This is a genomic window from Winslowiella toletana (assembly GCF_017875465.1).
Taxonomy (GTDB): Bacteria; Pseudomonadota; Gammaproteobacteria; order Enterobacterales; family Enterobacteriaceae; genus Erwinia; species Erwinia toletana.
Genome location: NZ_JAGGMQ010000001.1, coordinates 2,086,868 through 2,112,737 on the forward strand (window position 1 = coordinate 2,086,868; position 25,870 = coordinate 2,112,737).

Sequence of the window (25,870 nt, forward strand, 5' to 3'; positions counted from 1 at the left end):
CCATCTATACCAGCACATTCGGTACATAATTGAGTTCACACGCCAAATTGATACTGGTTCATAATTTTTGGCAGTAATTCAACTAACTCAACTTGTGACTAATTTTTCGTAATATTATTTGCCACTTGAAGTAAGTATAAATTCTACAATATCCCAGTTAATCCTTTTTTCAGTAGCTTTCATATATTTTCCCTACGTTACCGGTAGTTATATCAAATGAAAATCTAAAATCTCTTCCGTTTTTATTATAGAAAAAAAATAACAAATCATCGATATAATAAACATCAGAGAAAATGTCATAATCAATTGCGTTTTTTAGTAGCGCAGTGACATCCCACTTAACAGATTTATCAGGATTTATAATTAGCGCTCTATTTCTTTCCCTATCAAATGGTGCTTCAACCATAGCTATGGTTCCTCCATCTTTCGTAAGGACAGAAATTATTTTATCAGAATTTTTCTTTTCATATTTTTTTGAATTATATTCCCATAATAATCCATCAGGCAACAACTCAAACACGCTTAACCCAAGAGGATTTTTAACCCTATCGTAACCATCTTTATTATATAATTTTTTGTAGTTTGTTATACTTTTCATTATGAGCCACACCTCCGGGCACGAATTTTTCTAGGTTTACCCACAGGTATCAACTTAGCTCTATCAGAGTAATTTAATATCTGAATTTGGCTACCCCCGCCCAAGTAAAATTTTCCACCTGAAGTTTGAGGGCCCACAGGACCAATTTGAACTCTCACACCTTCAGGAATATGGAATTCTTGAACATGTGAAATCTTAGGTTTGAACTCTGGTATTACAGCCAGCTTCTCCCTTACATAATCGACATTTGGGATGTGATCCAAGGTTGCCCATCCTCCCGGGTTAGTTTGTCCTGGAGACATAGCCATTTGTACAGTTATTCCTCCTTTAGGCACAACATAAGATTCCAATATAGCCCCAGGTCCCCATGGATCTAAACCTGATGGGGGTGGTAATGCTAACGTACTTAGCCCCAGCGGATCCACCCAGCCCAGCCCATTAGGCGCATACCGGTACAAATTCAACCCGCCAGCCAGCCCTATCGGATCATCGGGATGAACCTGGTGCCATCGTATTTTTTAGTCGACTTAACTTACTGACAAAACTGGCTTTTAAGAGGCGGCTCTTGCGGATTGTAACATGCAGTTAACACGAAGATTCCGACGCGCACTTTTGCCCCGCGCACGCTACCGCTCCGCCGTGGCCTTACCTACCTGCGTCACCATTAAACACGATTGTAAGTCAGGGGAAGGGATTTCCAAAACGGTACGCCGCTGTATTGTGGGATGCGGCGACCGCAGCACGCCGCAGCTGAACATTGCGGGTAAGTGGCTGAGAGAGGCGGGGTTTGATGTCGGGACGGGCGTCAGTCTGAAGGTAATGGATCGCTGTCTGGTGCTGATCCCCGACGATCCGGAAGAGAAGCCGCTGAGGGAACTGGAGCAGCAGCTGAAGGCACAGCGCAGTGAGCTGGATCACGCCCTTCAGCGGATGAGGGCGGCCCTGGCCTGACGGACGGCTAAAAATAAAAAGCCGGAAGGATCACAGGGATCGCTTCCGGCTTATTTTAATTATATATACCTTTATCTTCGACTTTCTCTATAAATAGATCTTGTAGACTTCCCTGTATTTCATCATCTTTATAGGTCACGACAAAATCACCATCAATATTATCAGGATAATGAGAACCGTCCAGAGTACCTAATATTATAGAAGCGCTATCAGCGATTGCGACATCTATAAATTTTAATACGTTATCTCTTTCTGCCGGACTTAAATTAGCCAGAGCATTTCTTGCTTTAGCATAAACATCAGTATCATTATTTACTGGCTTGCTTAGAGACTGCTTGTAACGTACTGAGTTATCGTCAAATAATTCTTTGAAGATAGCATTAACCACTTGTTCATCAAGATTCATACATGCCTCTTTATCTTATTTCAGGGTACATCACCTTGTTCATATCAATAAGTTCCTGAAGCTTACTATTTGGTATCTCAGGATATACCCTTCTTAACTCCCATATATCTCTTGCTACAACATCTCTGGCATTTGCAAATGGTAATCCAGTCTTAGCATTTATTTGACTTCTGGATACAATGCCCACCCCTTCTTTAGAAACGGTGTGACCGACGCGAGGAACTAACATGGCTGGTGCAGTCGCAGGATCATATCCTTCGACCAGATCTTTCATAATATTCTTCTGACCAACATGGTGTGAGTCCAGCCCAAGGTTTTTGCCTTTAACAGCACTTTTATTGCTTTGATGAGAACTTACATCCCATTTTTCAGGCTGACATTTCAATCCTAGCGGGTCGATCCAGTTTAATGGGTTTGGAGCGTAGGCATATAAGTTTATACCACCCGCCAGACCGATCGGATCAGGCTGTGTAAACCGCCCAGCCACCGGGTCATAGTAACGGAAAAGATTGTAGTGTAGCCCGGTTTCCCTGTCCAGATACTGCCCCTGGAATCGCAGGTTCTGCGGCACCGCCAGCTGCCCCGCATGGGTTTCACGTTCGGTTTCACCCCAGCTGCTGAAACGGCCCTGCCATACCACTTCACCGCCTTCATCGGTCAGCCGCTCCGGCAGGCCGTTCAGATCGGTGTGATACCACAGCGTCTGCTGGCTGTCGCCAGCGATATCCACCCGCGCCAGCGGCTCCCAGCCACCTTCGTTATACAGATACTGCACACTGTGGTCCGGCGAGCGACTGCTCTGCTCGCCCGCCATCTGCAACCCCTGCCAGTGGAAAGTAATGATTTCCGCATCCGTTTCCGCCTGCCCGTGGCGGTGCAGAATTTTATGCGTACGGCGGCCCAGCGCATCATAGCGATACTGCACCCGCTGGTATTCCCGGTGTCCGCTCAGCCGCACCTCTGTCACCTGATGCTCAGCGTTATAACTGAAGTGCTGCTCCACTGCACCCTGTTCCGCCTTACGCCACAGCAGGCGGCCAAAGCCATCATACTCCCAGCGCGCCCCTTTCAGCCTGCGCAGCAGGTTATGCCAGACCACCTGACCCGCCGTGTCGGTGCGGTTGCCCGCCGGATCATAATGAAAACGCTCTTCCCGCTCAGCGCCGATGCGATGGGTAACCTGGCCTGCCGCGTCGTAGCCAAAGCGCTGCTGGCTGAAGGCAGGTCGTGAGTCGTTTTTCTCAACCGACATCAGCATCTGCTGCGCCACCTGATCCAGACGATCCCACTGGTAGCGGCGTTCCAGCACCGCACTGCGCCGCTTGATAATACGGCCAGCCGGGTCATAAGCGGTTTCCAGCGTCAGCGGCCCCTGACTGCGGCTGATCTCACGATGCAGGCGGTCACGCGCATAAGCGGCGATATCAGCCTGCTGCCCGTCACGCTGCCAGTTACGCTGCAACAGATGCCCGCTGCCGTAGCGCAGGAAACTTTGCGTGGTGCCGTCCGGTCCCTGGCTCTGCTGCAGATTGCCCAGCGCATCGTACTGATACTGCCAGCGGCCGCCGTGATTCTGCTCATTTTGCAGGTTACCCAGCGCATCCAGCGTAAAGCTCAGCTGATCATCCCACTCCGGCTCCGCGGCCTTCTGCCGTGCAGCATGGTGTTCAGCCAGCGTGGTGCGCTGCAGTGTGACGCTGCGCGCGGCATACTGATAGCGGGTGTAAGTTTCGCCGTTACTTTTCGCCGTCAGCCTGCCCAGCAGATCATATTCCAGCTGCGAGACCAGCGGCGCCTGCTGTTCACCATTCTGCGCCAGCGGCTGCTGCGAAACTGACGTCACCTGCCCGCGATCGTCATAGCCATAACTTTTCCGCCGTCCGGCGTAATCGGTCTGCGCCAGCAGGCGTTCGCCGCTGTCCCAGTCAAACTGCCAGCTGTCGTTGTTCGGGTTAATCAGCCGGGTCAGGCGACCAAAACGGTCATAATCAAAACGGGTGTGATGACCCGCCGGATCGGTCTGGCAAATCACCTGTCCGCGTACGTTGCGCTGTAGTTTTCGTTCAGAGAAACCGTCAATATTCTCACCGGCCAGCTGCCCGTGAGCATCGTACTCGTAGCGGGTTTCGCGGTTATCGGCGCGGATAATGGCTTCGATACGACCGGCACGGCTCCAGCGACAGGATGTGGTATTCCCTTCGGCATCGGTGGCGCTCAGCAGCCTGCCCGTCGCGTCATAGTGCTGATGACTGCGGTAACCCGAACAGTCTTCATCGCTGACCATCTGCCCGCGCTCGTTCCACCAGAAACGGCGGACATTACCCAGCGCATCGGTTTCGGCAACCAGGTCACCCTGCGGGTTCCACTCCAGCTGCGTGACGCCACCCTGTGGATCGGTTACCGCCACCACATCACCCAGCGCGTTGTGCTGATAACGCCAGCTGGCGCCGTCAGCCAGCACTTCCTGCTGCGGCTGTGACCACACCGGATGCCAGACCGTCAGCCGGGTTTCGCCCAGAGGATTGCGCACCACGGTCAGATTGCCGCGCTGATCATAGCCATACTCCCAGCGCTCGCCGTCAGGGCCGCTGGTCGCCTGCAACTGCTCCCCCTGATCCGCCCATTCATAATGCCATTCAGCACCATACATATCGGTCCAGCCGGTAATACGATACTGCGCGTCCCACTGATGGAAAGTGCTGCCGCCGGAAAGGCAGGTCACCGTTGCATTACGGGCCTGCTCATCGCTGTCAATGATCCAGCTTTCCAGTATCTGCTGCTGATCGTCACGTACCTGATAGCTGATAACACGCCAGAAGGTACTGTCTGCTGCTGGCTGCCAGTCGTAGCTTACTGTCAGACCGGTGGCATAACTGTGGCTGGCCAGCATATCGCTGGCGCGATCCCAGCTGAAGCGTCGTGTGGTGACTTCATCAGCATCAGTGACGCTGATCAGCTGCCCCTGATCGTTGTAGCCGTAGCGCACCAGCGGATAACGCTCGCCTGCTGCGCGCTGGTGGACTGTCGCCAGACGGCCATGCACGGATTCATAGCTCAGCTCTACCGCCATCGCTTCATTATCACCGGCGATAGCGATTAACTGGCCTGCTTCATTCCAGCTCAGATGCTGGCAGTTATCGTGGCGGTCGTAAATGCGGGCAATGCGCCATTCGCCTTCGCGTGTCGGATCGGGTTCATACAGCTGGTGCTCACCTTCGCTGGTCTGCAGCACCACCACGCCCTCAAGCGTGCAGTAAAGCGTGATGCCATCTTCAGCAAACTGAATCACATCCCCCGGACGAACCTCACCCATCTCCAGCTCGCGACCGACTAAATCACGCCAGCGGAAATGCAGTTCGCCATTCGCTGCACGATAGCGGATCAGGCGGCTTTCAAACGGCAGCATCCATCCCTGGCCCAGCATGCCGGTCGCCAGATTGCGACTGTGGTAAACACGCTGCCAGTAAAGAGGGATACGATCTTCCAGCGCGAAGTCGAGATCTTCAGCGCCCGCGAGGATCTTGGCGCCGGTGGCGATATTGACCGGGTGAGGAGTCTGCACCGCATTAGAAGCCACGCCGGCGACACCAGCGGCAGCGGCAACGGCTCCCTGGCTCACGGCCATACTGGCGCCAGCCGCCACAATAGGGCAGGGAATACTGCGCAGCAACTTGCGCGCCATCACGCGATCAAAAGCTTTGCCCATTAACTGCAGCACCTGCTTCAGCTCGCCGCCGCCCAGCATCCCGCCAATAAACCAGGCAAAAAAGTTTTTTCCGCTGCGAATATCCTGCACCACAATGCTTTCGCCGCCGATACGCACCCGCGGATCCTCTGCAACGTCAATTTTCGCTTCACAGGTACTGAGGTCGCCGCTACGTGCCGCAGGCTGACCGTTAATCAGCACCTTCTTTGAGCCTTTGGCGATAAAAATCGGGCCGCTATGCTTAGTGCAAGCCACGGTATCCATGCTGGCTGGCGTACTGTGTGGACTGGCGGAGGCTACCGTGGGCTGGGAGATGTCTTTCCACAGGTTACTGAAGAAATCACCCACATCCGATGCCGTCACATTACTGATTTTCTCACCCAGCGCGCTGAAAAATGCACCCGGATGTGCCACCGTCGAAGCGATCCCCGCCGCCATACCAGCAGCGATTTCCCACGCGGATGGACCTTCCTCTTCGGCACCTGCGGGAGCGTTAAGAAAGGCGTGATCGACCGTGCCTGCGGCGCGTGCTGCTGGCTTGCCCATAATATGGACATTACCGGAACCACTGGTGATCACCGCATCAGGCGGCCCCGTCAGCCCAAGTGCGCCAATCAGGCTATCCACCGCCCCTCCCGCAGCGTTACCCAGGCGTTCAGGAAAACCATCGGCAATGGCGGCAATGGTCAGGCCAATCCCCAGCACCAGCCCCACGCCGCTCAGCGTCATCGCGCTGCAGGCGAGTAAAATCCCGGCGTAGATCGCCCCTTCCACCATGCCGCTGACAAAATCACTCAGTAGTGAACTGTGTACCAGCGGATCATCAATTCTCGCTGCAACCTTATCTGCCATGGATCAGGCCTCCGCCACACAGGGGATAAACGCCTGCCGGATCGCCTGCCATGCCAGCAGCTGCTGCTCCGTAAACTGGCCTGCGGTGCTGAAGGTTAATGCCAGTAAATGATCTTTCGCCCAGGTCACCAGCAGCTTTTGTTCCACCGCCACGCCCTGATTTTCAAAGCGCATCGCCACCTGCTGCGCGGGTAGCGTACCCAGCGTGCTCTGCTCTGGTGACTGCGCGCTAAACTTTTTCATATCGCGCTTCACTTTTTGTAATTGCTGCTGCAAAAAGGAATCCATCTCATCAGCGGTAACCTTCCAGTCGCGGGTCACCACCAGCGTGGCCCGTAAATCGGCCAGACGCAGCACGGTAATACTCTGATCCTGCACGATACCAGGCAGATTAAGCGTTCCCTCGGATAAGACGTATTGCACTGGCTGGCTCATTTGCTGCTCCCTGCATCTTTATTAGCAAAAACATCGCTGACTTCTGCGGCGATCTCACCTGGCGTTGGTGATGGCGCGGGGGCCGCTGCTGGCTGATTGATATTCAGGTCAAGTGTGCCGCCAGTGTTAATCTCCCCCTGCCCTGAAGCGTTAATCTGGAAGTTCTTGCACTGCAGTGAAATCGTGCCGTTGGGGTTCATGGTCAGCATGCTGTCACCGGTGACAAAAGTGATACCGCTACTGGCCGCCAGCATAATATTGCTGTTCGACTTCAAGATATAATCCGTACCAACCAGCTCGCTGCGGGCGTACTGCGTCTGCTGGGCATACTGCCCACTCACTTTGCTTTCAAAGCTTTTCTCAATGCTGATGGTGTGATTACCGCCGACAGAATGCGTTTCATCATTCTTAACGTTGGTATCCATATTCCGCTCCGCCTGCATCCACAACTGCTCTTCACCGCTTTTATCCTCAAAGCGCAGGGCGTTGGCGTTGTCCGGCGTGCCGTCTTTACTGCGGCTCATAAAGCCCATTTGCGTCGCGGCGGCAGGCAGCGACCACGGCGGCATACTGGCTTCGTTATACACACGACCGGTAATAATCGGACGATCCGGGTCACCGTTAATAAAGTCGATCACCACCTCATCGCCGACGCGCGGGATCTGCACGCCGCCGAAGCCCTGACCGGCCCAGGCGCTGGAGACACGTACCCAGCAGGAGCTGGTATCGTCGCCTTTACCCAGACGGTCCCAGTGAAACTTCACCTTTACCCGGCCATATTTATCGGTCCAGATAGACTCGCCTTGCGGCCCCACCACCCGCGCGGTCTGCGGTCCGTGGGTGCGTGGCCATGCCGTGCGCTGCGCCGAACGGAAGGTGGTGTCCGCCGGGATCACCACAAAGTTGATTTTATGCTTGCTGTCTTCGCCGCTGCCGCTGGCGTAGGTGTTTTCCTGGAGCGTGTAGGCCGCGCTCACTACCATATAATCGCCGCTGTCGCTGGCATAAGGCGGCTGACCGAGGGTAAAGGTATGACCCGGCACAATCCCCAGCGCGGTGCCGGTGGCATCGATACGCTGATGCTCTGCCTGCCACTCTTCCTGACGGATACGGGCGTAGAATTCACCGTGACTGTGATCGACAAAGCGTCCTGGCCATTCATAGTAATCAATCTGGCCCGGCGACGGTGACGCCGGGTTCTGCCGCGCCTGGAACAGCCAGGCGTTCGGTTTGCGGAAGTCGTAATCGTCGATGCTGTAGATGCCCGGCGTGACGCGCTCGCTGATCGCCCACTTACCGATCCCTTCCTCACTGGTGCTGCCACCGGACTCGCTGACGTGATACGGGATCACCTCATAGCCTTCATACGGCTGATGCGCCGCCGCAGAATCCATCAGCACCAGCGTGTGTTTATCCGCTTCATGGTTGAAGAAGAAGTAAATCCCCTCCAGCTCCATCAGGCGTGAGATAAAGTCGTAGCTGTTCTCCTGATACTGCACGCAGTATTCCCAGCTGCGGTACTCGCCGCTGAGCTTATCTTCGACATGCACGCCATACTCGTTCAGCACCGTCTTGATAATATCCGGCACCCGCTGGTTCTGGAAAATGCGCTGATTGCGGTCGCGCAGCATCGGCCACAGATCCGATTCCATCTTCAGGGTATAGATCGCGTAACGCGAGCCGTTAACCTCCGTGCTGCTCTGCACATTTACCGAGGTGATTTTGCCGTTCAGATAGCGTGGCGCCGCCGTCAGACCCTGAGTGGGAATGGTGATGGTGATTGGCTGGCCGAGCAGCGCCTTACGGTCGATGCGCGCATCGGTACTTAGCAGGCCGACATCCAGCGCAAAGGAGCGCGATACCACTTCCGCGCCGGAAAGTGTCCAGAAAAGCAGTCCTTCGACAGGTAACTGTGCAGAAATGCGGTCAGGCATAACGTTTTATCCATATAAGAGGTTAGCTGGCGGAAAAGGGAAACTTGCGGGCCTTTCAGGGCGCCAGCATCAGCACTTTTAGCTGGCTGGGCACGATCCGCATACCGATTGCATTCGTGGAGTTTTGCAGGCTGACGCTGGTCAGCCGCGTCGCCGGGGTTCCCTTCAGCAACACGGTAAATGCACCGGTAAGATGGCGCGACGGCCCCATTACCGTTCCCGACGCCACACCGGTGGCAACGCCCGGGTTATCGCCGTTAGTCAGCGGCGTGATGGTCGCCATATTATGCGCAGGCATCCCCATAAACAATATATTCAATGCATTAGGGATCGCCGTCGGCCCCAGCGCGATATCCGGATAGGGAATCGGCACAGGTGCGGGCGTCGGCGTCAGGCAGACATCCGGGAACGCAAGATCGACACCCATTAACTGGCAGTTAGCAAACATAGTGACTCCTCAGCCCATGTGAATCTGTTCGGAATCGACCTTGGCGATCGCTTTCGCGGTAATCACCGTGTTATGTGCATGCAGACGGGCATAATCTTCCGCTTTCATATCCAACTGCCCGGCCCGCACCTGCTCGGTATTACGCGTGGTGCGCAGCAGGTTGTGACTGATTTGCGTCACCGTCTGCCAGACCGATTCGGCGCGTTTGCCGACAATGCGTGACACACTCACCCATGCGGAAAGCTTATCGCCGCTGTATTTCATCTCACTGATATGGCAGTCGCCCTGCCCGGCGCTGACGCGCAACGCTTCACTGCTCAGGCTTAGCTCGCCTTCGCTGCGGATATGCAGATCGCCCGGTACACTCAGCTCGGCGCTAAGCGGATTGGCCCGCTCCAGCACCGCCAGCAACCAGAGCTGGTTATCCACTCCGGCGATTAACACTTTATCGCCCGCCTGTGGCGCGATAACACAGCTGGCGGCGCGCAGGCAGTGCCAGCCGCGACCTTCACTTTCAATCGTCAGGCTGCCATCGGGAAAACAGTGGGTGACAACACCGGCGGCCTGCGCGGGAGGCGTCACGGCCAGCGCCAGTTTATGGTTAATATTGCTCATCATAATTCTCCTTAGCTGCGGCTCTGGCGCTGAATGCTCCAGGCCTCGGCAGCCAGTAATTCTTCATCATATTCAAGAATGCCTTTGCGATCGGAAAACAGGGCATTCTCCTGACGCGCGCGGTGGAAGCGCGTGCGGGAAAAGGTGGCGCCACGAAAGTCCGCCATACAGACATCAGCGCCTGAGAAGTCGCTGTAAGTCAGGTTGCACATGGCAAAGCGCGATTTTACCGCTTTCACCTGTTGCAGAATGCTCTGGAATAACCGGCTCTGGCTGAAATCCGCGCCATCCAGACATGAGCCGACAAACATCGCCTGGTCAAACAGGCTGTTCTGACAGTGCGCGCCGCTGAGATCGGCTTCCATAAACAGCGCCTGCATGGCGTTGACCTGGCGTAGCTGTGCGCCCTTCAGTGACGCGCCTTTAAAGTTGCACTGCGTCAGCTGAGCGCCGGAGAAGTTGACCTCATCAAGCTGGTTATCGGTAAACTGACAGCCGGTAAACTGTTGCTGCGCATAGCTTTTGCCTCGCTGGTCGCAGGCGAAAAACACCACCCGCTCGCACTGGGTGGCCGCCAGGTTAGTTTCGCGCAGGTCGATACCGAAGAAGGTGGTCAGCAGGCAGTGGCACTGATCGATGTGCGCGCCCGGCATCGGCGATTCAAAAAAGGTGGAGCGATCCAGCTTAGCCTGACTGAAACGGCTGCGATCCAGTGTGCAGCGCATAAACTGGGTTTTATCCAGTTCGCTGTGGGAGAAATCGCTGTCGGCAAGCGCGCACTGATTGAACACGCACTCGACCAGCCGCAAGCCGCTGGCGTTCAGTTTATCCATTTCGCACTGGTTAAATACCGTCTGCTCCAGCCTGGCGTCGCTCAGATTAACGGCGTCCAGCTGGCATTCGGTAAACACCGTTTCCTGCAGGTTTGCGCCCTGTAAGCTGACGCCCTGCAACGACACTTCCTGAAAGATCCCCCCGGAGAGATCGCATCCCTGCAGATCAAGACCATCAAGGTTGATCTCCATGATCGCTTCACCGTTTTTTATCCGCTGTTGCAGTTCAGCTGCGCTCAGGGCGGTCATATTACTTCTCCATCACGCTTCGGCAGCGTTTTGACGCGTTTAGTCCACGCGCCGGTCAGGCGGGTGTGCTCATCGGTAAAGGATTGCGAAAGATCTGTGCGAAACAGATTGGCATTGCTGAAGTTAGCGCCTGCCAGCTGCGTTTTTTGCAGCAGCGCGCCCATCAGATTGGCGTCGGTAAAATTGGTCTGACGGAAATCAGTGCGTACAAACATGCTGCCAACCAGGTTAGCACGCGTGAAGTCACTGCCCTGACATTGCGCCTCACTCAGATCGCTGTTCTCCAGCTTCGCCAGGGTGAATTTCGCCCCGCTCAGCACCGTCTGACGCAGGTTGCTCTGTTTTAGCGTCGCCTGGCTAAAGTCCGCCCCGGCCAGCGTGGTATCCGAGGCTGCGGCGCAGGTAGTCAGCGTTGCGCCGTCAAACTTCGCCGCTTCCAGCTGGCTATCGACCCACGAACAGCTTTCCAGCTGCGCGCCGCTGAAAATAGCGGCTTCAAGGATGCATTTAATAAAGGTGGTTTTATTTAGCTGCGCCCGGGTGAAGTCCGGCTGCGGCAACGTCAGATCCATAAATACACAGCTTTCCAGTCGCGCCTGATGGAAGCGACAGCGGGTAAACCAGCTATTACGCAGCAACAGGCTATCCAGCGTGGCGCCGTCAAAGGCGCAGTTATCAAACAGCGCTTCATCCAGTTGTGTTTCTTTAAACTGCGCATTGCTAAAGTCGCTATGCAGACACTGCGCCAGCGCCAGACTGGCACCGCTAAAGTTGCAGTCGCGCAGCGAGGTTTCCTGCAGCTCTGCGCGCGCCAGCATCGCTTCGGTAAAGTCCGCGCCGTCGAGCTGGCAGTGGCTAAGATCGGCGCACTCCAGCAGGGTTTTATTAAAACGCGCGCCGCGCAGATCCATCCCAGAGAAATCAACACCGGTCAGATCCATACCGCTGAAATCGCCGCCCTGCGCCAGCGTGCGCTCCGCGCGCTGACGGATAATCAGTGCAATATCACCTTTCAGGCGTACCGCCGGCGGCTGATTCTGCACTGACATCAGGTACATCTTGTGCAGCGACTCGCGGCTTTGCTCCAGTTTCTTCTCGCTAAAATGTTCTTTGTTGCTGTGCAACATCTCCTGCATACGGTGCATGGATTCCGGTCCGCGCGGCAGGTTGCTCTGATCGCTATGTTGCGGGAACCGCGCTTCCATCTCTTTTTTGCGTTCCTCGGCCTGCGCCTTCATCTCTTCGGCCTGGCACTCCATCTTCTCGATAAATTCCGGCAGCTCATCGAGTCTGGGGATTTCCGGCTCGTCAAAATCGGCCAGCAGATCGCTGATATCGCCGCCCTGCGCTTCAAGCCGCGCGCGGTGCTGCTCACGCATCTGGCTGGCCCGGTTTTTCAGGTTATCGCGCATCGGACTTTGTGATTCCTGCACTTCGCTGTCAATCCACGGCCCGATAGTCTCTTCCGGAATCAGATCTTTTTCGCGGAAAGCGAACAGCGCGCCCTTCTCTTTATCAAGGCGCTGCGTGAGGACTTTGCGATAGTGATTATGCGAACGCGTCGCGCCGGTTTTTTCCAGCGCGGGCATCAGATGTAATACATCCGCGGCATCATCTTCATTGATGCGGGTATTACCCTGCCAGATCAGCAGCATCTGTTCCAGATGGGGGAAGAACCACACCGTGGTGGCACGCAGTGGGATCTCTTCAAACAGGGTTTCATCCGCGCGCTGGCGATTGATAAAACAGCGCGCCTGCCAGGGTGGCAATGTTCCCTGTTGCAGCGGTTTTTGCGGATGCATATTCCAGATCGACCACGGCGCCAGCGGCGGTAAGCTGTCGCGCTCATCCCACCACTGATCCGGGCTGGCGGCGTTAAATACCCGCCAGTCGATATCGCGCGCAAAGCCGGGAAAGTCATTCTGCAGCCAGCTGGCGTCGTACTGTTTTCCCATGCGGCTCATACGGCGTGGCCACTGGATATCCAGCGGGCCAAAGCTGACCGGTTCCGGCTTCTGTCCGGGAGAAGAGATACGCGCATTTAACGCTTCGATATTGGGCAGACGGCGATATTCAACGCCATCCTGCATTTCATTCACCGCGCCGATACCGTGCGGATTATCGGCATAGCCTTCGCCACCAAAAGCGCGGCTCCAGTCGAGGCGCATCTGCTCAAAGCTACGCGGCGGGGTTGGTCTGGATCCTGACCAGAAGCGGTCGCCGGAGACGGCCAGCGTTTTGGTCAGATTTTCAATTTCAATCCGCACCGCGCAGGCGGTTTTATCCTGCTGATGATGGCTGTAAGCAAAACCGGTGGCGAGGAATTCGGCGCGCGCTTTCGGCATCGCCATATCCAGCACGCCGCCGCTGGCCTGCAACTCATCGCCCGCCAGTTGCCACAACTCCATTTCCGGACGTAGCTGAGGATTTTTACCCATATCGGCAAGCGCCATCACGGAGACACCGAGGTGGTTTTTTCCCTGTAAGCGAAATGGGCGGTGGAGTACGCTAAGGCGCAGCGGTTTAATAACTTTCATCAGTCACATCCCTGGTGGAGAAATACAATAAGAGACCAATAACGGTCGTCTTACCTTAAGTTAACGGCTGTCGCTGAGTGGGGCGGGAACCGGACGCTCGCTTTCGTCTTTTACGAAAATAATCTCTTCCCGGCTGTCTCCCATCTTACCCAAATAAACCGTATCCTTTGCATAACTTCCCAGCGCCAGCCGGGCGGCTCTCTCCATATAGCTGTCAATTATCCAGGCACTGTTATCAGTTTTGTTTTCCACTTGAAGTTTAAGATCGAGAACAAATTGCCCTTCGAGACGTAGATCGGTGGATTTCATCGACAGGATGACGATCAGGATATCGGTGCCACTTGTTTCCAGATGTTTAAGTCGCGATTTTCTTGCTTTAGATTTTTTGTTAACTCGCACAGAAAGGACAAACATAATTGTTATCAGGACAACACCAAGGATGATTTCATATAAAGACATAAAGAGGCCTTAAAAAATTAAAATTTTATTAATTACGAGCTACCAGGTGCTTAGAATTTTAATTAATAAAATTTAATAACATGGCATTTATTAACAATGCTTTCTAGCTTATCCTGCAAAGAGATAGCTTCAATGATTTATCAGTCAGAGCCCTCATAGAGACTTGACGAAACCTAAAATAAAAAACTTCCCTTCTCAATTTGGTTCCATTTAAAATTGTACCGATAAATCGTCTTGCCTGTAGCCTCTTCAATTGCGAATAGATAACCTTTATAACTCAATATAATTTGTTGTTTTTCATTTCTTCCATAAACGCGCAGAACGTTTCGAGACATTTCATAATCATTATTATCATTATCACCAGACATATCTTTCTGCCAGATTATTTCACTCTGTGTAAGATCCACTTTGGCAAGCTGATAATCGATATCGTCAAGCCTATTTTTAAATATCACTAACGGCTTTTGATCTTCGGTCATATCAACAATATTCACGTCTAACATTTGCGGGAATTTATGTTTTAATTGCAGAGTAACTTGCTGAGTTAACTTAGAAACGTTACCTCGTTTAAAAAAGTCCTTATCAAATTTTTTTCGGTAATCTGGATTTTCCGTCGTTGTTTTTGTTTTTTCATCGATATGATAGTATTTATCATCAGCTCCGTGCATATACCACTCGGTAGGACTCACCAGTAAATAGTCTGAATATTGATAACTAAAATGGCCTTTTAGCAACGGATACGTATTTTCAAATTCTTTTTCTGTTTGCTTAACTTTACCCGTTTCATAATCCAATAAGTAAATTTTTCTGTCGTCCCGGTTTACCATTAATACATCATTGTTTAACTTTCCAACAAGATACTCGAACCGTTCTAAAGGTTTACTCCATTTAAACTGGCCGCTACGGCTATCAATGGCGACAACAAGATCAGTTGTACTGACAGATGTGATTCCGCGACTTACACCCTCAACTACTTTTTTCTCGATCTGCTGAACGAAAATTTGTGATTGCTGATCCAGAAACCAAACACTATGGAAGTATGACGGATCAATCGTAACCGTCCTGCCAACCGCAAAAAAGATTACCATGATAAATGGAAAAACGATTAAAGCGTAAAAAAAATTAATAATCGCGATATATACTCTTTTTTTAACTAAAAGCAGAAATGTAGATATAATTAAAAGCCCTATATTAATAATAAGGAACCAATCATGCCAACCCCAACCATTTAGCCAATAAACGCGCCCCAGGCGTGTTGAAAAAATCAAAGCTAACAAAACAAAAAATAGCGCCACTTTAATTATTGCAGAAAACTTTCTTTTCTTATTAAGAAAGATCAACATTAAAACCACATTCAAAGCCAATAAAAAAATAACAAAATTTGTCACTAACTGGCTATCATTTTGCAAGCGAACAAATATTTGACTTATAAAGTCCATTTTTACCATCTCCTGGTTGAGTGCCTAGTATTATCTAATTATGATAATTTAATCATTTTTCTGAATCGTAGACCCCATCACGACAATTTCTGCAGTTTCGCTTTCCTTATATCGGATAACGATATTATGTCCAGTATTAAACGCGCCAGTATGAAAAACCTTAGCCATAACATATTTTTTGGTTGTAACTTTTTCATTTTCAGCATAAAATTCAAAGGTTAATTGCAACGAAATCAATCCCTCCGCGTCTTGATTATTATGCTGTATCGCCATCGTAATGAGTGCCATCGCCTTTTTACCGTTTGTTTTTATGTCTTCATCTCTCGATTAATAAACGATAGCGTTACTAACTACAATCAAGAAAATGGCTATCTCCACGGAGGTAACAATAAGACTCCACATTGCAAAACTTGCCATTTTCATATGCTTATATAGAAATGGTCAGTCAGATAATAAATTAACGAAATCCAGAAGCACTATCGTACATTACAGTAAGACTTATGGCCTGATAACAAAATAATTTTCGATCTGCATAAAATATTTTTAGAGCCTCTTATTTTCAGAATGGGGCATTGCTTCCGCTGCCCCATTCTAATCCTGCCTAAGGTTTTGCAGGAACAGGTCTGCCACTTGCATCCCGGACAAACATTATATCCTCTTTATTCTTACCCAGTTTTGCCTCATAAACATTACCAACCTGGTAAGCATCCATCGCAATCAGCATCGCTGTTTCATTATGTTTTTCGATCAACCAACTTTCGTTTTTCTCTTTATCTTCAGCTTTCAATTTCATTTCTATTACAGGATTTTGATTGATAAATAAACCGGTCTGTTTCATAGAAAGAATAGTAATATTTATACCTACTCCACTTTGCATTATTTTTTTCTCTCGATTTTGACCTGATTTTATCATTTTATCTACAAACAGGCTTATAATCAAAATCACAATAACTGTAATAGCACCACCAATAACATCATTAACTGACATAAAAACCTCTAATTATGAAATCATATGCAAAGCAAAAAGCGCTGTTCTTATACCACCACTATCTACCCTTGCAACTTCAGCCCTGGTAGCATTAACTTTAGTTCGACCGAATGTAATAACCTTATTAGAAACATCAACCCCAGTCCAGGCATAGCTTATAGCTTTTAAGGCAACACTTGATCCGTATGAAAAAGAGTATGCCCCTTTTATAATGTCATAGGCAGTCTGAGCAAAGCTGGTTTTCTCAACATCATTTCTCTCAAATATCGGCGAGTCAATAAACACCTTAGTCCCACTCTTGATGGTTATCTGTTGCGGAGATTGTATTGTTATCTGACCCGTAGTGTTTTGACTCCATTCTCCATCGATTTTTACCGCCACATTCCCGGTAATGGTTTGATTCTGGCCGCCCGTACTAATAGTGAGCTTATGGCCTTTATCGATGGTTTCATCCCTTGAACCTTCCACATGAACCGTTTCATTACCGGTGGTCGAACTGATTCGATTACCCTTCAATGCGATCTCTTGATCGCCTGTGATATCACTTTTATCACCACCACTCACAATCTCCAGTTCGCGACCGTTGGTGATTTTAGTTTTTTCACTGTTGTTAAAGAGCTTAGTTTCTTCCTGATCGACAGTCGTCGTCCGTTTAGCACGATAATAAAAGGTGCCATCACCCGTCACATCATGCTTCTGTTCTTTACCAATAGTAGTGGTGCGATTGCCATCAATATCCACCGTTTTATCATTTTCCACCGAGATTTTCATATCTTTCTCGGAGTGCATGGCGATCATCTCGCTGCCAGGTTTATCCTCAAAATAGAGGTGACTGGAGTTATCGATATGCCCATCTTTACTGCGCGTCATAAAGCCCATCTGGGTTGCAGCGGCAGGCAGCGCCCATGGCGGCATACTGGCTTCGTTATAAACACGCCCGGTAATAATCGGCCGATCCGGATCGCCGTTAATAAAGTCGATTACCACCTCATCGCCGACACGCGGGATCTGCATACCGCCAAAGCCCTGTCCCGCCCAGGCGCTGGAGACGCGTACCCAGCAGGAGCTGGTATCGTCGCCTTTTGCATGACGATCCCAGTGGAATTTAACCTTCACCCGGCCATAACGGTCAGTCCAGATCGATTCACCTTCTGGTCCCACCACCCGCGCGGTCTGCGGACCATGCGTACGCGGCCATTCGGTGCGCTGCGCCGAGCGGAAGGTGATATCCGCCGGGATCACCACAAAGTTGATTTTATGCTTGCTGCCGTCGCCACTGCCGCTGGCATAGGTGTTTTCTTCAAGGGTATAAGCCGCGCTGACTACCAGATAGTCGCCGCTGTCGCTGGCATACGGCGGCTGACCGAGGGTAAAGGTATGGCCCGGCACAATCCCCAGCGCGGTGCCGGTGGCGTCGATACGCTGATGCTCGGCCTGCCACTCTTCCTGACGGATACGGGCGTAGAATTCACCGTGACTGTGATCGACAAAGCGTCCCGGCCACTCGTAGTAATCAATCTGACCCGGCGACGGTGACGCCGGGTTCTGCCGTGCCTGGAACAGCCAGGCGTTCGGCTTACGGAAGTCGTAATCGTCGATGCTGTAAATACCCGGCGTGACGCGTTCGCTGATCGCCCACTGCCCAATCCCTTCTTCACTGGTGCTGCCACCGGACTCGCTGACGTGATACGGGATCACTTCATAGCCGCTGTACGGCTGATGCGCGCCCGCGGAATCCATCAGCACCAGCGTGTGTTTATCCGCTTCATGGTTGAAGAAGAAGTAGATCCCCTCCAGCTCCATCAGACGCGAAATAAAGCTGTAGCTGTTCTCCTGATACTGCACGCAGTATTCCCAGCTGCGGTACTCGCCAGTCAGCTTATCTTCGACATGCACGCCGTATTCATTCAGTACCGTTTTAATAATATCCGGCACCCGCTGGTTCTGGAAAATGCGCTGATTGCGGTCGCGCAGCATCGGCCACAGATCCGACTCCATATGCAGGGTATATACCGCGTAACGCGTTCCGTTAAGTTCAGTACTCTGCACATTTACCGAGGTGATTTTGCCGTTAAGATAGCGCGGCGCCGCCGTCACACCCTGAGTCGGGATGGTGATAGTGATCGGCTGCCCCAGCATCGACTTGCGATCGAGGCGTGCATCGGTACTTAACAGGCTGACATCCAGCGCAAAGGAACGTGACACCACTTCCATCCCGGAAAGTTTCCAGAACATCAGTGTGCCGTCACCCGCAGGGGTGGTTACGGTAATACGGTCAAACATAGAGAGCCTCTTAAAGCGGGCCGCAAACGCCAGTACGGCGTCTGCGGGGAAGTGCGTGGGATTACTGCGGGTTGATGATCCAGACCCCTTCGTCGCCGACAGTAATTTTTTGCTGACGCTGCTGGCCATTGTTAGTAATAACAATCTGATACTCGCCAGGCGGCAGTTGCAGGCTGGCAAAACCATTAACCGATGGTACGACCGCCTGCTCCTGACCATTCAACGTCAGCTCGTCACCCTGACGCAGTTTGAGGTACACCTGCGCAACAGGTTCCGGCGGTGGCGGCGGCGCTACCGGCTGCTGTGCGGCAGCAGGTGTTTCGCTGGCCGCCGGCGCGCTGTCTGCCGCAGGCGTACTTTGCGGCGCGCTCTGTTGCGTTGCCGCTGGCGCATTGCTGGCGCTGGAGGCCGGCTCATCACTGCCGCCGCTCACCACCAGCGCGCCGATGCCAATCCCTACCAGCACCCCGGCCGCCACCAGCGCAGGCAGCAGCCAGCGTCGCGCGGTCGCCGGTTTGGCGGCTTCAGGTTCGGCCTCTTCTTCGCTTTTCACCGGCACCAGCATGGTGCCCGGCCCGCCAGGACGCGCCAGCAGCGATTCGTTAATATCCGCATCCGTCAGCTGCAACAGTCCGGCCAGCTGGTCCATATCCTGCGGACGATCGGCCGGATAGAGCGACAGCATCTTGTCGATAGCCTGCAACAGCGCCAGCGAGTAACCCGCCGGTCGACGCTGCGTCAGCGGCACATAGCTGTCTTCGATACTGCGCACCACGCTGACCGCTGGCGGCGCGCCGGTAATCAGCGTATGCAGCACCGCGCCCAGCGCATAGATATCGGTCCAGGCACCCTGCTCGTTTTCGTCGCCGTCGCTGTACTGCTCGATCGGCGCAAAACCCGGCTTCAGCATGGTTTCGGTTTCATCGGACATATTGCCAATCGCTTTACGCGCTGAACCAAAATCAAGCAGCACCGGCCGCATATTGGCCTGGATCTGAATGTTATCCAGCGAGATATCGCGATGCAGATAGCCTTCGTTATGGATCAGGCGGATCGCGCCAATCAGCGGCGGCAGCAGATCGCCACGAATAAAGGCTTCGCTAATCGATTCCGGGCGCTCAGCGGCCATGGTGGAAAGCGTGGTGCCGCTGTAAAACTGGGTACACATATAGGCCGTGTCGTTCTGCACCCAAAAGCGCAGCACATGCAGCATATTCGGGTGATTAAAACGCGCCAGCAGCCGTGCTTCCTGAATAAAACTATTCAGTCCGGCGTGAAACGTTTTACTGAATCGCTCACTGCGCAGCACCAGGTTAAGGTCTTCGCTGCGCACCGCCAGCGACGAAGGCATAAACTCCTTGATAGCAATCGTGCGCTCTAACTGGTGATCCCAGGCGCGGTAGACAATACCAAAGCCGCCACCACCGATGACCTCTTTGATTTCAAACTCGTTAAAGCGATAGCCCACCGGCAAGGCGTTGGGCAGTGATTTTTTGTTATCCATTTCCGACATAGTAGACAACTCTCTCGTGACTGACGGCATCATGCCTCAAACTGACAGTGAAACTCGCCCTGCTGCAGGGTGACATGTAGCTGGCGGAATTTCTCATCGCGTGCCGAGGCCGACAGTAAAATCTGGCTCATCTGCGGCAGCAGGGTATTGGTTAAAATGGCGTCGACCATACGACCGCCGGATTCGACTTCCGTGCAACGTTTAACAATCTGCGCAATCACCTCATCATCAAAGCGGGCCACAATGTTGTGGTTTTCCAGCAGGCGACGTTCAACACGTCCCAGTTGCAGCTGTACAATCATCGCCAGCATCGCATCGCTTAACGGATAGTACGGCACCACCAGCAGACGGCCCAGCAGCGCAGGCGGGAACACTTCCAGCAGCGGCGCGCGCAGCGCGGTAGCCAGCGCCTCAGGTTCCGGCATCAGTTCCGGATCGGCACACAAGCCGCTGATTAACTGGGTTCCGACATTCGAGGTGAGAATAATCAGGGTGTTGCGGAAATCGATCAGGCGTCCTTCGCCATCTTCCATCCAGCCTTTATCAAACACCTGGAAGAAGATTTCATGAACATCCGGATGCGCTTTTTCAATCTCATCCAGCAGCACCACGCTGTAAGGACGACGACGCACCGCTTCGGTCAGTACGCCACCTTCACCGTAACCGACATAGCCCGGAGGCGCGCCTTTCAGGGTGGAGACGGTGTGCGCCTCCTGGAATTCGCTCATATTGATGGTGATAATATTCTGCTCACCACCGTACAGAGTTTCCGCCAGCGCCAGCGCGGTTTCGGTTTTACCGACGCCAGACGGACCACACAGCATAAATACCCCGACCGGTTTGTTCGGATCGTCCAGACGCGCGCGTGAAGTCTGTACGCGACGGGCAATCATCTCCAGTCCGTGACGCTGACCAATTACCCGCGTATTCAGGGTGTCGGCCAGCTGCAGTACCGCATCAATTTCGTTTTTCACCATCCGGCCCAGCGGGATGCCAGTCCAGTCGGAAACCACCGTCGCGACTACATTGGCATCCACCGCCGCAAACAGCAGCGGCGCTTCGCCCTGCAAGGTTTTTAACGTCTGCTGACAGGCTTCGAGTTCGCTTTTCAGCGTGACAATATCCGCTTCGTCTTCAGTATCATGCAGCTGCGCGCGCAGGGCGATAATCGCATCAACCTGTACCCGCTCCTGCTCCCAGCGAGCTTCCAGCGCCTGGCGCTCTTCATCCAGCAGCGCGCGCTGCGCCTGTAGCTGGGCGACACGCTCAGCATTATTCAGACCAACCCGCGCTTCGCGACCAGCGATCTCCAGTTCGACATCCAGCGCATCAATACGGTGGCAGCAATCTTCCAGCTGCGCCGGACGGGCGCTCTGGCTGACCGCGACGCGCGCGCAGGCGGTATCCAGCAGCGCCACCGCTTTATCCGGCAGCTGACGCGCCGGAATATAACGGTGCGACAGACGCACCGCCGCGCTGACCGCTTCATCCAGCAGCAGCACGCGATGGTGTTTCTCCAGCGGGCTGACGGTGCTGCGCAGCATCAGCGTCGCTTTCTCTTCGTCCGGCTCCTGAATCTGCACCGTCTGGAAACGACGGGTCAGCGCCGGATCCTTCTCGATATACTTCTTATATTCCGCCCAGGTGGTGGCGCCAATCGTACGCAGCTGACCGCGCGCCAGCGCCGGTTTCATCATATTGGCGGCGTCGCCGGTGCCCTGCTGACCGCCCGCGCCCACCAGGGTGTGAATTTCATCGATAAACAGAATGATCGGCGTTGGGCTGGACTGCACTTCATTAATCAGCCCTTGCAGACGCGCCTCAAACTCGCCTTTCATCCCGGCGCCGGCCTGCAGCAGACCGAGATCCAGCAGCCACAACTGAACGTCCTGCAATGGCGGCGGCACATCGCCAGCAGCAATGCGCAGCGCCAGACCTTCCACTACCGCGGTTTTACCGACGCCCGCTTCACCGGTCAGCAGCGGGTTGTTCTGCCGACGACGCATCAGAATATCCACCATCTGGCGGATCTCGTCGTCACGGCCAACCACCGGATCAATTTTACCGTCGCGCGCCCGCGCGGTGAGATCCTGCGCATACTGCGCCAGCGTGCCTTTTGCTGCCTGCGGCACGCCTTCAGCGACGTCATCAGCAAGCGCTGCCATCTGCTGCGCTTCGCTGCTGCCGGAGAGAATCGCATCGAACTGCTCCGCCAGCAGCGCGGCATTGATGCGCGTAAACTGCGGGGAGATGCTTTTCAGCACGCTGGCCAGATTAAAGGTATTCAGCAGGCCGAGCAGCAGATGGCCGCCGCGGATTTTGCCGCTGGAAAATTTCAGCGAGCCATAGACCCAGGCGCGTTCAACCGCGCTGTCGATATGCTCAGAGAGATCGGCGACCGCACTGGCGCCACGCGGCAGACGATCCAGCGCAGTGACTACATCCTGGGTTAACGCCGCTTCATCCAGTGAAAAGTGACGGATAAGCAGTTGCAGATCGCCATCCTGATGTTGCAGCAGTTGATGAAGCCAGTGCGCCAGCTCTACGTAGGGGTTACCGCGCAGCTTACAGAAGGAGGTCGCGCTCTCCAGTGAGCGGAACAACAGGGTATCGAGTTTACCGAACAGAACGGCACGGCTGATTTCTGACATAATTATTCTCGTTTGCGTGTGGTCTGAAGAAAAAAAACGGAAGAAAAACGGGGATTAACTAAATTCGGTTTCCGGGCTAAAGGTTAAATCGCCGCGCGCCTGCGGCTGTGGTTGCGTACCCAGCCAGCTGCTGTAACCCAGCCGCTGCGCTGCGCCGAGTCGGCTACCCTGCACCTGATCGCAGGCAAGCAGTAAGCGCACCTCCCAGCAAAACTCGATACCGAAATATTGTCGCAGCCAGTCACGCAGCTGAGTGGCTTTCGGCTCACCAGGCAGAAACTGGTTATAGACTTCCAGCGACAGCGGCCCGAGTTCGACACGCACTTTATGCTGCACATCGCGCACCGCTACTCCGAGAAACGCCGACTCACCCAGACGCGGCATACCACGCCCGCTTTTCAGCCGCGCCTGCTCACGCTTATCAATCGCCATCCACTGCGGTACGTTCTGCACCACCGTCACCGGCACCTGAAAATAGAGGCGTAATATCTTCTCCAGCCCCTCAGCATCACGCGCCTGGCGGCTAAGATGCCCTGCCGCGGCAAAACGCGCATGGGGGCTGAGACTGCCGCGCTCCAGCTGGGCGGGTTGCCCCATACCAATCAGACTGGCGAGATAGTGTTCAAACGGGCGTTCGCCGGGACGGTCGAGGGAAACGGTGGGCTGCGCATCGGCCCAGGCGCGATACAGCAACAGCGTCAGCCGGTGGTGAAACAGGTCGGCAAAGGCAGTAAGGCTGCTGTCCTGATGATGATAAACACGGTCGCGCGCGTACTCGGTCATATGCAGAGGCAGCGGCCCGTTCGGCCCAAACAGGCCGAAGCTGAGAATGCTGACATCATGCAGCTCGCTGCCTTCACGCGGTCTGACCTCAGCCAGCGTTGAAGGGGCAAATGCCAGCGAAGGTTGCTGGCCGATGCGCAGCGGTTCATGTCGCGGCTGCGGCGCGCGGCCCAGCAGGTAGCGCTGTCCGGCCTGCGCATCGAGACGACGCAACAGCTGAAACAGGTCAAACCGCCAGGGCGTCGCGTTGCGCTGTGGCCAGAAATCGGCAGGCAGACGATGTAACTGCCGGATTTGCAGAGGTTCGCTGGTTTCCAGACTCATAACAACGTCCTTTTACCCATACGTGGCGCCCACCAGCCGATATCACCACGCTGCTGGCTGGAAAGCGACATCTCAGTAAAACTGTTCATCGATACCAGACGGGAGAAGACACGTTCCAGCACGCTGCCCATTAACCACGGGCTGCTGCCGGAAAAGGCCTGCTCGTCCACTTTCAGATCAATGCCGACGCCGCGCGCAAACACAATCGGACCCGGTTCCGGCACCCGGCGGTTTACCGCGCGCAGCTGGCAGTGGCGGATGCCCTCAATCTGACGGGCAATCGGCGCTTCGGCGAGATTGGCGTACAGACCTAACATCTGACGCAATGCGCCGCTGCCTTTGCCCTGATCCTGTTCCATCAGGCTGAGATAGTTCATCTGCAGATGACTGACCAGCCGCCAGGTATTCAGTCCTTCCGCCAGCGACGGACGCGGCGGGGTCGGGTCTTTACGCAGGGTCAGCTGCTTCACCGGAATCGAATCCGGCATCACGAAGTTCGCCTGCCCCTGCTGAATCAGCATCAGTGGCAGATCGCGGCTGGTGCAGAGCACATCGGTAGTAAAGTGGGTCAGCTCATCGCTCCATGGCGACTGCTTCTCATCCACCAGGGTGAGAAACACTTCCGAACCGACATATCCCGTGCGGGTGCCATAGCGTTGCGCCTGTTCGGACAGGGTACGCTGCTCACGGCGCAGGGAAAAATAGGCGCCGTAGTTGCCATCGTCACTGCCGTAGGTGCTCCAGAACGGGCGGAAAACCTGTTCCTGCTTGCCGCCGCTGGCATACAGCTTACTGACCGAGAACACTTCGTAATCCAGCGGGCGGATATTGTCCACCACCAGATGATATTCAAACTGGCCTTCATTCAGCTTCTGCCGCTCGGCCACTCGCGGGAACAGGTTGATCACCGGGGTGCAGTGCAGCGCCATATGCGAGACATCCACCACCCGTTCCAGCGCCGGTTCGCTTTTATCCAGCAGCACCACGATTTCAAATTCGCGCGCTGTCGGGCTGCGCGCCAGCAGCGGACGCAGGCCATGCAGACTGAAAAACTGAAAGCGCTGCGGGAAGGCAAAATATTCATGCAGCAGGCGATAACCGTCAAAGTTGCGCATATCTTCCGGCAACAATGCCTGGTCGGCAGCGAAACCTTCGTGGCGCAGTGCATCATCCGCCAGCGTTATGCGCTGCGGCTGTTTCTCCACCGTCTGGCAGAACTGACCAACGCCGTGCGCCATAATCAGCTCAAGCAGCTTTGTCGCCTGAATATCCGGGCCACTGAGAAAGAAGGTCAGATTATCGAAACTAAGATGGTTAAGCAGCACCGCTTCGTCACAGGCGATACGAATACGCAGCGCACTGGCGGCACCGCGCTGGCCCAGACCCAGCTGGTTCAGCGGCGCATCAGCCGGTACACCGCCCAGCTCCACCTGCTGAATACGGATCGGCTGCAACATCACATCCTGCGCAGTGGTGTAGCTACAGGTGACGCCGCTTTTTTTCAGCGTCAGACTGTCCATCATCGTGCCGCGCGGCACATTAAAGCCGTTGCGGATATCGCCCTTGCTGCTGTCCGGATGCAGCTCGGCGATCGCCATGGAAGGCGTCGGCGCCAGATAGTTCGGCGCAATCATCTCCAGCAGACGCTGGGAAAAGCGCGGAAACTCGGCATCCATTTTTAACTGCACGCGCGAAGTCAGAAAGGCAAAGCCCTCCATCAGCCGCTCAGTGTAGGGATCGGCCACTTCTATGCCGCGCATTCCCAGACGTCCCGCGACTTTTGGATAGCGCAGGGCAAACTCGGCGCCCATTTCGCGCAGATACGCCAGTTCACGGTTGTAGTAGTCGAGAAGTTTGCTGTCCATA

At 53.9% G+C, this 25,870-nt stretch carries 19 protein-coding genes and 1 pseudogene; 1 reads left to right on the plus strand and 19 read right to left on the minus strand.

What is annotated here, in order from left to right; genetic code table 11:
* Positions 1-169: 169 nt before the first annotated feature.
* Positions 170-598 (minus strand): hypothetical protein, encoded by a 429-nt coding sequence (locus J2125_RS09805; RefSeq protein WP_017799537.1) that lies wholly within the window; start codon positions 596-598, stop codon positions 170-172.
* Positions 598-1,086: pseudogene (locus J2125_RS25270) on the minus strand (RHS repeat-associated core domain-containing protein); the annotation flags it as partial. The gene J2125_RS09805 and the pseudogene J2125_RS25270, both read right to left, overlap by 1 nt.
* A gap of 175 nt (positions 1,087-1,261) precedes the next feature.
* Here J2125_RS25270 and J2125_RS09810 point away from each other — a divergent pair.
* Positions 1,262-1,549 (plus strand): SymE family type I addiction module toxin, encoded by a 288-nt coding sequence (locus J2125_RS09810; RefSeq protein WP_420883166.1) that lies wholly within the window; start codon positions 1,262-1,264, stop codon positions 1,547-1,549.
* A gap of 55 nt (positions 1,550-1,604) precedes the next feature.
* On the opposite strand, the gene J2125_RS09815 is transcribed toward J2125_RS09810, so the two are convergent.
* From J2125_RS09815 to tssF, 17 genes are all read right to left on the minus strand, one after another.
* Complete coding sequence (locus J2125_RS09815; RefSeq protein WP_017799539.1) at positions 1,605-1,955, minus strand: hypothetical protein; 351 nt, start codon at positions 1,953-1,955, stop codon at positions 1,605-1,607.
* A 10-nt stretch (positions 1,956-1,965) separates the two neighbouring features.
* A complete protein-coding gene (locus tag J2125_RS09820) occupies positions 1,966-6,513 on the minus strand; it encodes an RHS repeat-associated core domain-containing protein (protein ID WP_017799540.1) in 4,548 nt (1,515 codons plus the stop codon).
* A gap of 3 nt (positions 6,514-6,516) precedes the next feature.
* Positions 6,517-6,948, minus strand: a complete 432-nt coding sequence (locus tag J2125_RS09825) for a DcrB-related protein (protein ID WP_017799541.1) — start codon at positions 6,946-6,948, stop codon at positions 6,517-6,519.
* A complete protein-coding gene (locus tag J2125_RS09830) occupies positions 6,945-8,882 on the minus strand; it encodes a type VI secretion system Vgr family protein (protein ID WP_209499487.1) in 1,938 nt (645 codons plus the stop codon). Before J2125_RS09830 ends, J2125_RS09825 begins: the two co-directional genes overlap by 4 nt.
* A gap of 55 nt (positions 8,883-8,937) precedes the next feature.
* Positions 8,938-9,330 carry a DUF4150 domain-containing protein gene (locus tag J2125_RS09835; RefSeq protein ID WP_017799543.1) on the minus strand — a complete coding sequence of 131 codons (393 nt, stop codon included), beginning with the start codon at positions 9,328-9,330 and terminating at the stop codon, positions 8,938-8,940.
* Between the two features lie 9 nt (positions 9,331-9,339).
* Complete coding sequence (locus tag J2125_RS09840; protein WP_017799544.1) at positions 9,340-9,945, minus strand: DUF3540 domain-containing protein; 606 nt, start codon at positions 9,943-9,945, stop codon at positions 9,340-9,342.
* Between the two features lie 11 nt (positions 9,946-9,956).
* A complete protein-coding gene (locus tag J2125_RS09845; protein WP_017799545.1) occupies positions 9,957-11,027 on the minus strand; it encodes a pentapeptide repeat-containing protein in 1,071 nt (356 codons plus the stop codon).
* Positions 11,024-13,564: a DUF2169 family type VI secretion system accessory protein gene (locus J2125_RS09850; protein ID WP_017799546.1), complete on the minus strand. Its 2,541-nt coding sequence runs from the start codon at positions 13,562-13,564 to the stop codon at positions 11,024-11,026. The genes J2125_RS09845 and J2125_RS09850 overlap by 4 nt, the downstream gene beginning before the upstream one ends.
* Positions 13,565-13,624: 60 nt before the next feature.
* The gene (locus tag J2125_RS09855; RefSeq protein WP_017799547.1) at positions 13,625-14,023 is read right to left on the minus strand and encodes a hypothetical protein; all 399 of its coding nucleotides are present in this window, start codon (positions 14,021-14,023) and stop codon (positions 13,625-13,627) included.
* Between the two features lie 173 nt (positions 14,024-14,196).
* Positions 14,197-15,462, minus strand: coding sequence for a PA2928 family protein (locus J2125_RS09860; protein ID WP_017799548.1), 1,266 nt, complete (start codon positions 15,460-15,462; stop codon positions 14,197-14,199).
* A gap of 48 nt (positions 15,463-15,510) precedes the next feature.
* Entirely contained in the window at positions 15,511-15,750 is a 240-nt protein-coding gene (locus tag J2125_RS09865; protein WP_157819414.1) for a hypothetical protein, read from the minus strand.
* A 313-nt stretch (positions 15,751-16,063) separates the two neighbouring features.
* Positions 16,064-16,450, minus strand: a complete 387-nt coding sequence (locus J2125_RS09870) for a hypothetical protein (protein ID WP_026111494.1) — start codon at positions 16,448-16,450, stop codon at positions 16,064-16,066.
* A gap of 12 nt (positions 16,451-16,462) precedes the next feature.
* A complete protein-coding gene (locus J2125_RS09875; RefSeq protein ID WP_209499488.1) occupies positions 16,463-18,733 on the minus strand; it encodes a type VI secretion system Vgr family protein in 2,271 nt (756 codons plus the stop codon).
* A 61-nt stretch (positions 18,734-18,794) separates the two neighbouring features.
* Positions 18,795-20,246 carry a serine/threonine protein kinase gene (locus tag J2125_RS09880; RefSeq protein ID WP_017799552.1) on the minus strand — a complete coding sequence of 484 codons (1,452 nt, stop codon included), beginning with the start codon at positions 20,244-20,246 and terminating at the stop codon, positions 18,795-18,797.
* Between the two features lie 29 nt (positions 20,247-20,275).
* On the minus strand, positions 20,276-22,897 hold the full coding sequence (tssH, locus tag J2125_RS09885; RefSeq protein WP_017799553.1) for a type VI secretion system ATPase TssH: 2,622 nt from the start codon (positions 22,895-22,897) through the stop codon (positions 20,276-20,278).
* 54 nt (positions 22,898-22,951) lie between these two features.
* On the minus strand, positions 22,952-24,004 hold the full coding sequence (gene tssG, locus J2125_RS09890) for a type VI secretion system baseplate subunit TssG (RefSeq protein ID WP_017799554.1): 1,053 nt from the start codon (positions 24,002-24,004) through the stop codon (positions 22,952-22,954).
* Positions 24,001-25,869: a type VI secretion system baseplate subunit TssF gene (gene tssF, locus J2125_RS09895; RefSeq protein ID WP_209499489.1), complete on the minus strand. Its 1,869-nt coding sequence runs from the start codon at positions 25,867-25,869 to the stop codon at positions 24,001-24,003. Before tssF ends, tssG begins: the two co-directional genes overlap by 4 nt.
* Position 25,870 lies beyond the last annotated feature (1 nt).

Excerpts from the sequence above, each read along its gene's own strand:
- J2125_RS09805 (WP_017799537.1), bottom strand. The coding sequence starts at position 598 with ATGAAAAGTATAACAAACTACAAAAAATTATATAATAAAGATGGTTAC.
- J2125_RS09815 (WP_017799539.1), bottom strand. The coding sequence starts at position 1,955 with ATGAATCTTGATGAACAAGTGGTTAATGCTATCTTCAAAGAATTATTT.
- J2125_RS09820 (WP_017799540.1), bottom strand. The coding sequence starts at position 6,513 with ATGGCAGATAAGGTTGCAGCGAGAATTGATGATCCGCTGGTACACAGT.
- J2125_RS09825 (WP_017799541.1), bottom strand. The coding sequence starts at position 6,948 with ATGAGCCAGCCAGTGCAATACGTCTTATCCGAGGGAACGCTTAATCTG.
- J2125_RS09830 (WP_209499487.1), bottom strand. The coding sequence starts at position 8,882 with ATGCCTGACCGCATTTCTGCACAGTTACCTGTCGAAGGACTGCTTTTC.
- J2125_RS09835 (WP_017799543.1), bottom strand. The coding sequence starts at position 9,330 with ATGTTTGCTAACTGCCAGTTAATGGGTGTCGATCTTGCGTTCCCGGAT.
- J2125_RS09840 (WP_017799544.1), bottom strand. The coding sequence starts at position 9,945 with ATGAGCAATATTAACCATAAACTGGCGCTGGCCGTGACGCCTCCCGCG.
- J2125_RS09845 (WP_017799545.1), bottom strand. The coding sequence starts at position 11,027 with ATGACCGCCCTGAGCGCAGCTGAACTGCAACAGCGGATAAAAAACGGT.
- J2125_RS09850 (WP_017799546.1), bottom strand. The coding sequence starts at position 13,564 with ATGAAAGTTATTAAACCGCTGCGCCTTAGCGTACTCCACCGCCCATTT.
- J2125_RS09855 (WP_017799547.1), bottom strand. The coding sequence starts at position 14,023 with ATGTCTTTATATGAAATCATCCTTGGTGTTGTCCTGATAACAATTATG.
- J2125_RS09860 (WP_017799548.1), bottom strand. The coding sequence starts at position 15,462 with ATGGACTTTATAAGTCAAATATTTGTTCGCTTGCAAAATGATAGCCAG.
- J2125_RS09865 (WP_157819414.1), bottom strand. The coding sequence starts at position 15,750 with ATGGCACTCATTACGATGGCGATACAGCATAATAATCAAGACGCGGAG.
- J2125_RS09870 (WP_026111494.1), bottom strand. The coding sequence starts at position 16,450 with ATGTCAGTTAATGATGTTATTGGTGGTGCTATTACAGTTATTGTGATT.
- J2125_RS09875 (WP_209499488.1), bottom strand. The coding sequence starts at position 18,733 with ATGTTTGACCGTATTACCGTAACCACCCCTGCGGGTGACGGCACACTG.
- J2125_RS09880 (WP_017799552.1), bottom strand. The coding sequence starts at position 20,246 with ATGTCGGAAATGGATAACAAAAAATCACTGCCCAACGCCTTGCCGGTG.
- tssH (WP_017799553.1), bottom strand. The coding sequence starts at position 22,897 with ATGTCAGAAATCAGCCGTGCCGTTCTGTTCGGTAAACTCGATACCCTG.
- tssG (WP_017799554.1), bottom strand. The coding sequence starts at position 24,004 with ATGAGTCTGGAAACCAGCGAACCTCTGCAAATCCGGCAGTTACATCGT.
- tssF (WP_209499489.1), bottom strand. The coding sequence starts at position 25,869 with ATGGACAGCAAACTTCTCGACTACTACAACCGTGAACTGGCGTATCTG.